Origin of the sequence: Streptomyces nodosus (genome assembly GCF_008704995.1) — a bacterium.
Classification (GTDB): Bacteria; Actinomycetota; Actinomycetes; order Streptomycetales; family Streptomycetaceae; genus Streptomyces; species Streptomyces nodosus.
The window spans coordinates 1114372-1127198 of sequence record NZ_CP023747.1 but is presented as its reverse complement, the minus strand read 5'-3'; the positions used below and the strand labels follow the sequence as shown (position 1 = coordinate 1127198).

The following is a 12827-nucleotide window of genomic DNA, read 5'->3' as shown; positions in this document are numbered from 1 at the left end:
GATCTTGGTCGATCTTCTGTCCTACTGGAGCCCCGTTGCCCCGTCCCGAGATCACCTGGCACATCACCAGATCGTGGCGGGCCGCCTGTGCATCCCAGGGTTCTACTCACCCAGAACAGTCGTCATCGCGCGCTCTACCTGCGCTGATGCGCTAAATCACCGGCATTGCAGGTCAGGGGCACTCTCCGCGATTCTGATCACCCACTGGACGCCCTGCCGCGTGAAAGCGCGAGGCTAGATCACCGCTGGCCCCCTTTGTCAGCATCGGGCGCCAACGGCCGCCGTGGCCGTGGGCCGTCTCGACACTCGACGTTCGAATCCGTCTTGACTCCCGCCGCCATTGCCGAGGTCGAGGCGCAGTTCGGTGTCGCGCACCCCGACGAGACCGCACGTTTCTGGCAGAGGTCGGAGCCGGCGGCCCCGGACCGGCGTTCGAGCCCACGTCATTCCGCCGAATCGAGGGAAAGTGAGGATGGGCCTGGGAGAACGACGAGGAGCATCCCTGGCTGCCGGATCCGAGTGCGTTCGTCGAGACAGAAGACTGGGCCGACCAGCAGATAGCGACCCTTCGCGCCGCCGGGTACGAACCCGCCACACGTGACGAAGACGAGGACTACCTGGACGACTACCGCAAGGTCTTCGTGACGCCGGCGACGATGCCCGGTTCCTGGAATGCGGGCGCGGCGCGATGCGACAACGGATGCGGGATGACCGGCCAGCTCATCATCGTCCCCCGCGCCGCGGGGATGACTGGGACAGCGGGGTCACCCGCCCTTCGAGCCGTACGTCGATGCAAAAGGAAACCGTCACACCTTCCGCAGCTGGTACCTCGAATGGCTTTTAGCAACGCGAGAGGGCAGCTCGATGATCAAGGGTTGGTGACCCAGGCCCGCCCACGCGCAGCGGCCAACTCTACCCTTCCCTCCAAAGGAACTGCACCCAATCAGCTTCGCCCCTCGGGTCATGCGGCAGGCCCTGCCGCATGGTGGTGCTCACGGGCAGGGCCTGGCGGTGGCGATGACGAGGTGTTGCGGAAGCGCCTCGCCGCTTGCTATGCGAGGCCTTCCAGACCGTGGGCGCGGGTCCCCAGAACGCGTCGCGACACTTCTGCTTCCATCGTGCCGTCGAACGGCGTTGCCGATGCTGCTTCGCGGGCCTCGGTGGCACGTCGGGCGTCTTCGAGGATGAGGTCCATATTGATGGCGCCACCTGCGGTGTTTCCGGCGCCGGCGGACTGGGGCACGGCAGCGAGGACGTCGCTGACGTTCCCGGCGGCCCACACGCCCTGGACGCCGGTGAATCCGGAGGGGTCGACGGCGACCTGGACGCCGGGGACGGCGGGGTGGGGGTTGAGTGTGAGGCCGAGGTCTTCGAGGAAGCCGCCACGGGCGGAGAAGGCCGGCGCGACGACAAGGGTGTCGAGGGGGATGACGGTGCCGGAGGCCAGGCGGGCCCCGGTCAGCTTGTCTTGTTCGGTGTCGGTCTCGAGGGCGGTGACGGCGCCGTGGATTACTTCGATGCCGAGGGCGGCGAGCTGTTCCCACTGTTCGTCGGTGAGCTCTGCCTGTGCGTGGTGGGCGAAGAGGGTGACCTGGTCGGTCATCTGACGGAACAACAGAGCTTGATGGAAGTTACCCAGGACGCCGACCTTGGTTTCGCGGGCTTCCCAGCCGTGGCAGTACACGCAGTGGATCACGTCGTGGCCCCACCTCTCGGCCAGGCCGGGGATGTCGGGCAGTTCGTCGATCAGGCCAGTGGTCACCAGGACGCGCCGGGCACAGGCGCGCTGTCCGTCCTGGGTGGTGACGGTGAACGTGCTGTCGCCTCGCTCGACGCGCTCGACTCGGCCGTTGACGACTTCTCCGCCGTAGGAGGCGACTTCCTCACGGCCTGTGCGAAGGAGCTCCAGGGGGGAGATGCCTTCGCGGCCCAGGATGTTGTGGGCGCCGACTCGCGCGGCGGGGGCGTTGCGGGGTTCGCCTGCGTCGATGACGAGGACGGAGCGCCGTACGCGAGTCAGCAGCAGGGCGGCGGACAGGCCGGCGACGCCCCCGCCGACCACGACGACGTCCCAGGTACGGCCTTCGGTGCTCTTCAGCTCATTGGTGTCCATATCGGCACTGTCACCCCGCGCTACCGTCTACGGCAAACAGCCTTGCTATTTCCGCAAAGTATCGGTTCACCCGGTTGCAGCCGGGTCGATGAACTCATCTGCCGCGCTCTCCCGGCAATCAGGCCCTGCGCCAAACAGTCTGGTAGCCGCACTCCTCGAACAAGGCGACGGCCGGCAGCAGGTGGACCACACCCCGGCGGGAAGCTTCCGCAGCCGCTGCTGGGTCGCACCGGTCTTGGCAAGAGCCTCATCGACCATGTCGAACGGGGCGATCTGGGTGAGTTGTCCCAGATGAGTAGGGCGAACAGGCCATTAGTTACCGTGATTTCACGTGTGATGACTCACTATCGGACAGCGGAGCTCCCGGGTTGGAATGATGAGTCTTGGTCGACACGTCGTCCTACCGGGGCTCCGCTTCCAACGTCGGCGTTCACGCAGATCAGGACGCACTTGCGTGCAGCCTGCGACCGTAACTTCACAGCCTTGTGCTCGCAGGCATCAGTCCACCTCAAGGAGGGTGAAGCCGGACGCGCTTCGCGCGCTCACCTACTTGCGACAAATCTCGCCCTCGAAGCGGACAACGCCGACAGCGTGCTGGTCTATCCCGTTTTCGCCTTCCCGCATGCTGAGCCAGCCGCGACTGCGAAAGGCGCCGCCGTAACCCGCGAATCTCCCCGTGGCCTCAACCACGGTGTACTCCACCTCCAAGGTACTGACTCCGTCTTCCGTGGAAGTCTGCAGGACGGCACGGTCCTGCGTGCGCAGCTTCGAGCCACACTTGTCGAGAAAGACATGACACATCGTGTACTCGAACCTGCCATTGCCGACGCTGTTCAGGTCGCTGGTGTTCTCCCCGTAGGCCGCACCGTCAATCGTGCCCGTCATGGCACCGATGCCAGACCTCTCGGTCATGGTGAAGAGGTTGGCTGTGCCGCCCATGCTGATGCAGTCGGGCGCCTCGGTATGACGCTGGATCGCCATGTGGTTCGTCCTTTCCAGGTATGGAAACGCGCGTCAATCGCCTGGCCATGGTCAGCACCAACCCAGTCAACGGACAACAGACGTTGCGGTACCGGCAAAACGAACTGGACCGATACCCCGGGGTCAGAAGCCCCACGGCGGTGCCTTCGTGCAGCGGAGCTCGCAGGTGACGACCTTGCCGTGCACCTGTTGGTGACCTCTTCTGCAGCCGTACTTCCTCAGGCCTCCTGACGACACCCTCCCTCCCCGGCTCCCGCCGTTTGCAGGATCAGCAACGCAGCTTGCCTACGGAGCGGCGGGTGAGGACTTTGGCCACGAGGGGCCGCCTTCCGCGCTTGTAAGGAGATCTTGATGACCACACCCGACAGCATCGAGCCGGCCCGGTTCTGGGAGGACCGCTACCGCAAGTGCGGACGCATCTGGAGCGGTCAGCCGAACGAGCTGCTGGTCCGCGAAGCGGGCGATCTGGCACCGGGAAGTGCACTCGAGCTGGGCTGCAGCGAGGGCGCGGACGCCTTGTGGCTGGCGTCCCGGGGCTGGCAGGTGACCGCTGTCGACATCTCCACCACAGCCTTGCGACGGGCCGCCGCCCAGGCGATCGAGCTGGGCCTATCCGGGCAGGTCACCTTTCAGCACCACGACCTCGGACAGACGTTTCCCGGCGGCAGCTTCGACCTCGTCGCCGCGCAGTACCTTCAGTCACCAGTCGCTTTGGATCAGACGGCCATCCTGCGGCTGGCGGCCCGTGCCGTCGCACCGGGCGGCACATTGATCATCGTCATGCATGCCGGATGGCCGACCTGGAGCACCGCCGCGCAGCAGCCCGCCGATGTCGTCTTTCTCACCCTTGAGGGCCTGCTGACCACCCTTGCCCTGCCTCCCACCTGGAAGGTGGACACCCTCGCCAGCGTCCAGCGGTCCGCCCCCTCATCCGAGGGGCGCCCCGGCACGCGCACCGACCATGTGTGGCGCCTGACCCGCACCACCTGAACCGCCCCGCCCCCGTACTCCCGCAGCGAGCGGAGCCCCCACCACCCCGCACGACGAAGAAGAGAGCCATGCCCACCACACCGACCGACGACCAGCTCGTTCACGACACAGAGGCCGTGCTCGGCTCGGTCGGGCCCCATCTGCGCGACGCCCGCCAAGCCCGCCAAATGACGCTCTCGGACGTCGCCGAACGCACCGGCATCTCCATCAGCACCCTCTCCCGCCTGGAGAGCGGCAGGCGCCGCCCCAACCTGGACCTGCTGTTGCCACTGGCCCACGTCTACCGGGTCGCCCTGGACGACCTGATCGGTGCCCCGCCCACCGGTGACCCCCGCGTCCACGTCAAGCCGATCCGCAACAACGGCACCACCTTCGTCCCTCTCACCCGCGGCAGAGCTCCCGTGGAGGCCTTCAAGATGGTGCTCCCGCCCCTGCGGATCGCCCCGAAGCCCTCGCTGCGCACGCATGGCGGTTACGAATGGCTGTACGTCCTGACCGGCGCCATCGACCTCACCCTCGGCACCACGACCACCCGCGTGCACGCCAGCGAAGCCGTCGAATTCGACACCCGCATACCCCACGCCCTGACCAGCGCCGACCACGACGCGGCAGCCGAAGTCCTGGCCCTGTTCTCCGCCAGCGGCGAACAACTCCACGTCCGCCAGTGCTGACCACGAACACGTCCTGCGTCTGCGACAGACGCAGCGCCCCGACCGCAAACGACCATGGTCTCCGTCACCTCGCTGCTCGGCGTCCTGGACTTGTCCATCGTCAACATCGCTCTGCCCCATGAGCAGAGGGACCCGCACATCAGCGACGCTGACCGGTCGTGGGTGGCCATCGCCTTTGCCCTGGCCGAGGTGTCCGCGAAGCTGACAGGATGGAACCTGGAGGAGATGGCATTCACTGCCGAACTGATCATCAGCGAACTGGTCACCAACGCCATCCGCTACGGGGTACCGCCTGTCCACATGCGACTTCTGCGCGGGACACACCTGGTGATGGAGGTCAGTGACGGCAGCAGCACTTCCCCGCACCTGCGCTACGCAACGGCCGTTGACGAAGGCGGTCGCGGAATCTTCCTCGTCGCCCAGTTCGCCGAGCGGTGGGGAACCCGCTTCACCCCCAACGGGAAGATCGTCTGGGCCGAGCAGTTGGCCTTGGCATCGGTTGCGTAATGGGGCCGTATTAGCCGAAGCCCTCTGAGGGCCTGCTGTCCGTGCCAGCTGTTCGAGGCGGGAGCCGCAAGTCCGACTACAACACAATGGTGCCGCGCTGGGTGGCGCGGACAGGTCGCACAGTGCGCGCGAGTCGGTATGGTTCCCGCTCAGCGCTGGTCGGCCGTCTGCGGTGCCTCGGGCTCACACGAGGCTCGAGATCAGGTGCGGGGGCGGATGGTGCCCATCTCAGACATGAATACCGCGGGATCGCTGTCGGACCCGCAGATCATCTTGCGCATTTCCCACGCGCCGGAGTCGCTCCTGGTGAACTCCGCGACCGTTGTCGCTCGCGCTGCTGCCACGCCCGAGAAGTCATCGGTGAGCAGTTCCTGGTAGCCCTCGACGACCACCACGCCGGCGTTGGACATGTCACCAAAGGTGCGGGGATCCGGCTCCTGGTGGATGATCACGCCGACCACCACCCGTGAGTAGGCGGCGGACAGACGGCCGAACTCAAGGGACATCACCTCGACGAACCCGAAACCCATGCCGGTCTGGCTGTGCCGGTTCATGTTGATCGTGCCATCCGGCGAGCGACTGTCGTAGTGCACGACGTACACCGACCTGCCGAACGGATCGTCCACGGAATAAGTCGCGGCAACGATGTCGAGGTGACGCGGCGACTCCCCCAGTGGACTCGGGTCCCATTTCAGCCGTACTTCGGCCTTTTCCAGCCCACTGCCGACAGCCCCCACCGGTCGTCCCCTTCCACAATGCCGCACGCCTGCGGAACCTCCGCACGCCCTCAAGTATGTCCTGTGACCTGCACTTTGATGCCACGTTAACCTCGAAGTTTCGTGACGGTCCGCCGACGGAGTCGGTGGACCGTTTTCGCGCGGTGCGCTGAGGCTGGGCAGGACCAAAGCCCGAGTGTCGCCTCGGGGTGGCGCCCGGGTTCCACTGTTCCGGGTGTTGAGGTGCTGTCGTAGGGACGGGGAATCCGTCGGTCAGCCGGGGTCCGGCAGCTGGGTGAGCCGGTCGAGGGCGGCGGTGATGTGGCTGGTCCAGGGCCGGTGCCGGGCCAGGCGGAGGACCCGACGGCGGCCGGTGGTTACGAGCTGTCCGGCCGCGGTGAGCAGGCGGAGCCGCAGGCGGCGGGGCTCCCAGAGTCTGTCCTTCCCGGTCAGCGCGAGCATCGGCATCCAGGCCAGCAGGTCCAGCGCGATCTGCACGATCTCCAGCCGGATGCGGTTCTGGGCGGTGTCGTGCAGGGGGAGGTTCCGCAGCCCGGTGGCCCGGGCGGCCCGGATGCGGTCCTCGGCCCGGGCCCGCAGCCGGTGACGGAGCTCGAGCTCGGCGATCGGCTGGCCGGAGGTGTTCGTGGCGAAGCAGGTCAGTCGCATGCCGTCCGCGTCGATGAGCCTCAACTGGGCCCCGGGGTGAGGCCGTTCCTTCCGAACAATCAGCCTCATCTCCTTCGGCCGACCCTCCAGGACGTCGCCGGTGAGTTCGGCGACCCAGGCGCCGTCGCGGATCTCGCCGTCCGCCTCGACGGCCGGCGTCCAGGCCGATACCGGAACCTTCACCACGTGTTCGTGGATCGCATCTGTGATCACCATGCCGACCGAGTAGGACAGCCACTGGCCCCGCTTCGCGAGCCAGGCGACGAAGTCATGGGTGCCGCCCGCGGAGTCGGTGCGGATCAGGGTCTGCCGCCCGCGCCGGTACTTCTTCGGCAGCTGGGCCAGGGCCAGGCGGGCTGCGGTGATGTGGTCGGCGGCGGTGTTCGAGCCCGCGTTGCCCGGCCTGAGCAGGGCCGCGACGGGTTCCCCGGTGCCGCCCGCGCCGTGGTCGACGAAGGCCATCAGCGGGTGGTGGCCGTAGGTCCGCTTCCAGGTCGGGGCCGCGTCCTGTTTGTCGGAGTGCGCGATCACCAGCACCCCGTCGAGGTCGACGGTCACCCTCCCGCCCGTGTCAGGCGCCCTGTCACCGGCCAACCGCCAGACACGTCTTCGTGGAAGGCGAGGTTGTCTTCCTGCATCGAAGCTGGACCGGCTACGGAGTCTTCGCGGCGACCTTCGCGCCGGTCGATGGCGGTGGCTGGCGGATCGCCAGTGCCGTGGTAGAGCGTGATGCCGAGCGCTATGGAGGGACGGACGATGCCTACGACTGCGTCATGCTTGCGTTGGTGATCACCGCCATCGTGCTTGGTGAACCAGCGCCTGCCCTTCGATCGAAGCTGGTGGAGTTGACTCGTCGGAAGTCGCGCTCTGCTGATGCCCCGGCTGGCCTGATTCAGCACAGCGCTCTGGGACTGCGCTCAGACTCCTAGTCGATCACTTGGAGCGGCCGGATAGGCCGACCATCGCCACCCGGTGACAGTCCGCGTCCACCCCGCGCAGGGCCTTTTCGGCCGCCGTCCGTTTCCGGACGTCGCCGCGCACCTACGGCGAGCCGCCCCGGTATTCCAGGACGGCGGCCGGCTCAGGGACTTCGTCCACGTCGCCGGCCTGGCCGCCGCCGACCTTGCGGCGCTCGACGACATGGAGTGCGCGTGTCCGGCACGCGCACCCCGTGCCCGCACTCGATGAGCGCCTGGATGATCCGGGCCCCCCATGAACCCGGCCCCTCCTGCGACGAGGACCAGCAGGTCTCCGAGGTTACGGCCGGATCCGACACGCGGCGCCGCGAGGCGGATCCGGCGCGTTCGCGGCTGCCACTGTGGCGGGTGTGGGAGTACGCACGCTCTGCGCCACGACGCTCCTCGCCGCCCTTACGGCCGTCGTGGCCTTGACCGTCCGCACCGGCGGTGACCTCGGCCGTCCGGATGCGCTGCTGTGCTGGTATGCCGCTGCCTGGGTGCTGTTCGCCGGCGCGGCATGGACCGTGCGCCGCGTGCCGGTGCGTACCGCCGTGGTGCTGATCCTTGTCGGCGGGACTGCCCTGTGTGTGGCGGCGCTGTCGGCTCCGCCGCGCACCAGCGACGACATGTACCGCTACGCGTGGGACGGCCGCGTACAGGCCGCGGGAGTCTCCCCGTACGCCTACCCGCCGGACGCGACGCAACTTGCCCGGTTGCGCGATCCCTGGCTCTTCCCCGCCGGGACCGCGTGCCGTGAGTGGGACCTCCACACAGGGGCGGGCGTGTGTACGCGCATCAACAGGCCGTCCGAACGCACGATCTATCCGCCCGTGGCCGAGGGATGGTTCCTGCTGGTGCACGCCGTCTCCCCGGCAGGCGGGCGGCACAAGCCACTGCAGATCGCCGGTGCGGTGCTCGCCGTCGCCACGACGGTGGCGCTGCTGCTGGTGCAGCGGCGCAGGTCCGGTGATGCGCGGCGGGTGGCACTGTGGGCGTGGTGCCCGGCGGTGCCGTTCGCCGCGGTCAATGACGCACATGTGGACACGCTCGGAGCGCTGCTCACGGTGGCCGCGCTCGGCACGGCCGCAGGAGCGCGCCGCGGAGCGCTCCTCGGGGCGGCGATCGCCGTCAAACTGCTGCCCGTGCTCGCCCTTCCGGGCGCGCTTTCCGGGGTGCTGGCCCCCGGACGTGGCCCGCGCGCCCGGCTGCGGGAAGCGGCGAGTGTGCTGCTCGCAGCCGTCGGTGTGGTGGCGCTCACCTATCTTCCCTACCTGCTGGCGTCCGGTTCCGCGGTGGTGGGTTACCTCCCCGGCTATCTGCGGGAGGAGGGGTACGAGCCGGGTGCCGTCGGCCGGTTCGCGCTGCTGCGGCTGGTGCTGCCGGACGCGTGGGCCGGTCCGGCCGCCGCCGCGCTGGTCGCGCTCAGCGCCTGGTACGTCCTGCGGCGAGGCGATCCGAAGCGGCCGTGGCATGGATCGTTGCTGGTCACGGGTACGGCCCTGTTGGTCATCTCGCCCGCGTACTTCTGGTACGCACTGCTCGTCGTGGCCCTGGTGGCCATGGGTGGCCGATGGGAGTGGCTCGCCGTCGCCGCCGCTGGCACCGCGCTGTATGTCGCGGACGCACTGCACTGGCATGGCGTCCAGGCCGCCGCATACGGGCCGGCCGCCGCGGCGGTGCTCGCCGGCGCACTCCTCCGGGCGCGGGCCCGTGCCGGCAAGGACCGGCGACGGGACGGTGCGTGACAGCAGTGGTGCAAGCAGCATCGGGCGCGAGGAGTCATCGGTGACGGTGTCTGAAGACGACCATCCGCAGGACGGTGAAGCGCACCACGGTCACCAGAGCGAAGCTCGGTACGAGCACCAGGGTCTCCGCCGCTGGTGAGGCGGTGGGCCGGTAGTGACGGAAGAGCAGGACAGCGCCCGAGGTGACCAGGTACGCCAGGACGAACAGGCCACCCGCGGCCAGATGCGCCTGGAGGACCCGGACCACGGACCCGCGAAAGGTCAGCCGCCGGTTGGCCTCCGTGTTGAGGACGGTGACGACGAGCAGAGAGACGAAGTTGGCCAGGACGGGCGGCGACCAGTGGCGCAGAACCCAGTACAGCAGGGCCTGGGCCACCGTGGAGGCGACGCCGATCACGACGAACCAGAACACTTCCCTGGTCAGCACGGCGCGGCCGGGCCGGGTGGAGGCGCTGCGCCGTGGGCTCAGGCGTCGCACCCCACCATCATGAGGCCACCGTGCGACCTGTCGAGCCGTGCAAAGCGCCGGTTCGGCCGTTCGGCTTGCGGCGGACACTCGTATGCACGTCAGACGCGGAGAGCCGACCCGATCTGTGTCAGCTTGTGGCTGACGGGTTGACGAGCACTGACGGCCGGGTGGGGTTTGATCCACCCTTTGGGAGTCGGCCCGGGGCAGAGGAGGCAGCCGATGGACAGTGGCGGACGGCCACCGGCCCCGGGCTCCGGCGGGCCGCGACGCCCGAGATCGGACGAGGGTCAGGCGCAGGGGCGCCTCGGGCGCATTCGCGCTGCCGCGACGGCGCGGGGCACCGAGGTGGCGGCTCGTGCCCGGGCCCTCGTGCGGCGGGTCGAACAGGCTCCTCCTCCCCCGGGACCGTTCCGCCCCGGCTTCTGGCGCAGTCCCCTCCGCGGGCCCTGGCTGACGTCCGTGTTCGGCCTGGCGCTGCTGATCGGCATCCCGCTGCTCTTCGTCACCGGGATGCTCTCCTACGCCTCCTACAACCCGGGACTGAACCCCATCAACGACCAGACCCCGGACAAGGGCCTGTTGGGCTTCTACCTCTTCGCCTGGCCCACCCGTCCTTACTGGCTGTACCGGCTGACCCAGGGCGTGCACGTGACGCTCGGCGTGGTCCTCGTGCCCGTGCTGCTGGCCAAGTTGTGGTCAGTGATCCCGAAGCTGTTCGAGTGGCTGCCGGTCCGCTCCGTCGCCCACGGACTGGAGCGGTTGTCCCTGCTCATGCTGGTCGGCGGGGTGATCTTCGAATTCGTCACCGGCATCATCAACATCCAGCTCTTCTACGTCTTCCCGGGCTCCTTCTACACCCTGCACTTCTACGGCGCCTGGGTGTTCATCGCCGCCTTCCTCGTCCATGTGTGCCTCAGACTCGGCCGGATGACCCGCGCCCTGCGCTCCCGCAGCCTGGCCGCGGAACTGCGTACCGACCTCGCTCACACCCGGCCCGAGCCGCCCGACCCCGACGGCCTGGTCCCGACCGCTCCCGCGCCGCCGACGATGACCCGGCGCGGCGCGCTCGCCCTGGTGGGGGGTGGATCGCTGCTCCTCCTGGTGGTCACCGCGGGACAGAGCATCGGCGGCCGGCTGCGGAGCACCGCCCTCCTTGCTCCGCACAACCGAACTCCGGGCAGCGGTCCGAACGCCTTCCAGATCAACAAGACGGCCGCTTCCGTCGGCGTCACCCCCGCGCACGTCGGCCCCGACTGGCGGCTGGAGATCCATGGCCCCGGTGGGACGCTCGTCTTCACCCGCGCGCAGCTCCTCGCGATGCCCCAGCATGGCGCCGCACTGCCGATCGCCTGCGTGGAAGGGTGGTCCACCACCAACCAGCAATGGAGCGGCCTTCGGCTGGCCGACCTCGCCGCCCTTGCGCGCCTCCCCGACGCCGGAAGCGTCCTGGTGCGATCCGTCCAGCCGCACGGCCCTTACAGCTCGGTGGTCCTGCGGGGCAACCAGATCCACGACCCTCGATCGCTGCTCGCCCTGCACGTCAACGGCGCGGACCTCTCCCTCGACCACGGCTACCCGGCCCGCGTCATCGTCCCGGCCAACCCCGGCGTGAACAACACCAAGTGGGTGCACCGGCTCACCTTCAGGACGTGACCATGGCGCGCTTCGTCCGCTGGTACGGCTCCAGCCCCCTCCACCTGCTCGTCCTGATCGCCTCGTTCGCGATCACTGGCTACGCCCTGGTACGTCTGTTCGCCGTCCGCCCGCTCGAGGTCGCGATCTGGTTCGTCGGTGCGGCGATCCTCCACGACCTGATCCTGCTGCCCCTGTACTCGCTCGCCGATCTGTCGGCACACGCCGTCCTGCGGCATCGCGCCACCCGCATGCCACAACCGCCGTGGATCAACTACCTGCGTGTGCCCACCTTCCTCTCCGGTGTCCTCCTGCTCGTCTGGTTCCCCCTCATCTTCGCCTTGTCGACCCCCTACCCGGGTGCCACCGGGCTGTCCATGGACGTCTACCTCGGCCGGTGGCTGGCCATCACCGCCGTGCTCTTCGCCGCCTCAGCCCTGGCCTTCGCTCTCAGGCTCCGCCGCGTCCGGCGGGCCGCCCGCGCCGCCCAGGAACGACCTGCACCAGGTCACGACGGCGCATCGTGACGACCGACGAGGACGACTCGCCCTGCGCCGGGGGAGACCCCTATGCGCTCGCCCTGAGGACCGGCCGCGGACCGGTGTACCTGCGGATGGCGGACGGGCGCAGGATCCGGATGCCGGTGCACTGCTGGTATGCGCAACCCACCCTGGCCGACGAATCCGTACTGGCACGCTGTGTGAGCCCCGTTCTCGACGTCGGTAGCGGACCAGGCCGGCTGTGCAGAGCGCTCCTGGGCCGCGGAGTCTTCGCGCTCGGCGTCGACGTGGCTCCCCGCGCGGTGGCCCACACCATCGCACTCGGCGGAATCGCACTGTGCCGATCGGTCTTCGACCGGCTACCGGCCGAGGGGGGCTGGCAGACCGTCCTGCTCATCGACGGCAACATCGGCATCGGCGGCAACCCGCGTACCCTGCTGGGCCGCTGTATCCAGCTCACCGCTCCGACGGGGCTTCTCCTCGTCGAGGTCGACCCCGCCGATGTCGAGGAGCGCTGCACCGCCCGCTTCGAAGACATCCATGGCCACGAGGGTCCGCCGTTTCCCTGGGCACGTCTGGGAGCACCGGCGCTCCACAGACTCGCCGAGAGCCTTGCCCTCAGCGTCATCGACCAGTGGAGACACGGCCACCGACGCTTCCTCGCCCTCGGCCGCCAGGATTCGATTCCCGGGACGTAGCTGCTGAGGCGGGGCAGGCCATGCGGCGGTGGGGAACACAGACGTACGCCGAATGGACGCCGGGCGTGGGGCATGGCAGCAGGTCGTGCCACCCGGTCGGCGCAACCGCCCTCAACCGGCATCTGCGACCCGGGCCTCGCGCTGATTGGCTGGTGCCGTGACCGAAGGGCTTGCCGT

Annotated in this window: 12 protein-coding genes and 2 pseudogenes; 8 read left to right on the top strand and 6 right to left on the bottom strand. The window is 68.7% G+C overall.

Features of this window, described 5'->3' with window-relative positions:
• Window positions 1-1051: 1051 nt before the first annotated feature.
• The 3 genes from CP978_RS05050 to CP978_RS05040 form a co-directional block, all read right to left on the bottom strand.
• Window positions 1052-2113 (bottom strand): NAD(P)/FAD-dependent oxidoreductase, encoded by a 1062-nt coding sequence (locus CP978_RS05050; protein WP_043437876.1) that lies wholly within the window; start codon window positions 2111-2113, stop codon window positions 1052-1054.
• A gap of 66 nt (window positions 2114-2179) precedes the next feature.
• The gene (locus tag CP978_RS36350) at window positions 2180-2404 is read right to left on the bottom strand and encodes a transposase domain-containing protein (RefSeq protein ID WP_107070348.1); all 225 of its coding nucleotides are present in this window, start codon (window positions 2402-2404) and stop codon (window positions 2180-2182) included.
• Between the two features lie 255 nt (window positions 2405-2659).
• A complete protein-coding gene (locus CP978_RS05040) occupies window positions 2660-3094 on the bottom strand; it encodes a hypothetical protein (RefSeq protein ID WP_043437874.1) in 435 nt (144 codons plus the stop codon).
• Between the two features lie 351 nt (window positions 3095-3445).
• Between CP978_RS05040 and CP978_RS05035 the strand changes: the two genes are divergently transcribed.
• The 3 genes and pseudogenes from CP978_RS05035 to CP978_RS05025 form a co-directional block, all read left to right on the top strand.
• Window positions 3446-4084 (top strand): class I SAM-dependent methyltransferase, encoded by a 639-nt coding sequence (locus CP978_RS05035; RefSeq protein ID WP_043437872.1) that lies wholly within the window; start codon window positions 3446-3448, stop codon window positions 4082-4084.
• Window positions 4085-4152: 68 nt separating this feature from the next.
• Window positions 4153-4755, top strand: coding sequence for a helix-turn-helix domain-containing protein (locus tag CP978_RS05030; RefSeq protein ID WP_052454023.1), 603 nt, complete (start codon window positions 4153-4155; stop codon window positions 4753-4755).
• A 189-nt stretch (window positions 4756-4944) separates the two neighbouring features.
• Window positions 4945-5262: pseudogene (locus tag CP978_RS05025) on the top strand (ATP-binding protein); the annotation flags it as partial.
• A gap of 200 nt (window positions 5263-5462) precedes the next feature.
• Here CP978_RS05025 and CP978_RS05020 read toward each other — a convergent pair.
• Both CP978_RS05020 and CP978_RS05015 read right to left on the bottom strand, forming a co-directional pair.
• The gene (locus tag CP978_RS05020; RefSeq protein WP_043437867.1) at window positions 5463-5999 is read right to left on the bottom strand and encodes a TerD family protein; all 537 of its coding nucleotides are present in this window, start codon (window positions 5997-5999) and stop codon (window positions 5463-5465) included.
• Between the two features lie 252 nt (window positions 6000-6251).
• Window positions 6252-7274: pseudogene (locus CP978_RS05015) on the bottom strand (IS1380 family transposase); the annotation flags it as partial.
• Here CP978_RS05015 and CP978_RS05010 point away from each other — a divergent pair.
• Both CP978_RS05010 and CP978_RS05000 read left to right on the top strand, forming a co-directional pair.
• Complete coding sequence (locus CP978_RS05010; protein WP_227745321.1) at window positions 7259-7576, top strand: hypothetical protein; 318 nt, start codon at window positions 7259-7261, stop codon at window positions 7574-7576. The pseudogene CP978_RS05015 and the gene CP978_RS05010 sit on opposite strands and share 16 nt — an antisense overlap.
• 398 nt (window positions 7577-7974) lie before the next feature.
• Window positions 7975-9351, top strand: coding sequence for a glycosyltransferase 87 family protein (locus CP978_RS05000; RefSeq protein WP_150478145.1), 1377 nt, complete (start codon window positions 7975-7977; stop codon window positions 9349-9351).
• Between the two features lie 34 nt (window positions 9352-9385).
• Here CP978_RS05000 and CP978_RS04995 read toward each other — a convergent pair whose 3' ends face one another.
• A complete protein-coding gene (locus tag CP978_RS04995) occupies window positions 9386-9829 on the bottom strand; it encodes a GtrA family protein (RefSeq protein ID WP_227745320.1) in 444 nt (147 codons plus the stop codon).
• Between the two features lie 450 nt (window positions 9830-10279).
• On the opposite strand from CP978_RS04995, the gene CP978_RS04990 reads away from it, so the two are divergent.
• From CP978_RS04990 to CP978_RS04980, 3 genes are read left to right on the top strand one after another with little or no spacing between them, the layout of a single operon-like run.
• Complete coding sequence (locus CP978_RS04990; RefSeq protein WP_107070346.1) at window positions 10280-11473, top strand: molybdopterin-dependent oxidoreductase; 1194 nt, start codon at window positions 10280-10282, stop codon at window positions 11471-11473.
• A gap of 2 nt (window positions 11474-11475) precedes the next feature.
• A complete protein-coding gene (locus tag CP978_RS04985; RefSeq protein ID WP_043437862.1) occupies window positions 11476-11979 on the top strand; it encodes a hypothetical protein in 504 nt (167 codons plus the stop codon).
• Window positions 11976-12650 (top strand): class I SAM-dependent methyltransferase, encoded by a 675-nt coding sequence (locus CP978_RS04980; protein WP_043437861.1) that lies wholly within the window; start codon window positions 11976-11978, stop codon window positions 12648-12650. The genes CP978_RS04985 and CP978_RS04980 overlap by 4 nt, the downstream gene beginning before the upstream one ends.
• Window positions 12651-12827 lie beyond the last annotated feature (177 nt).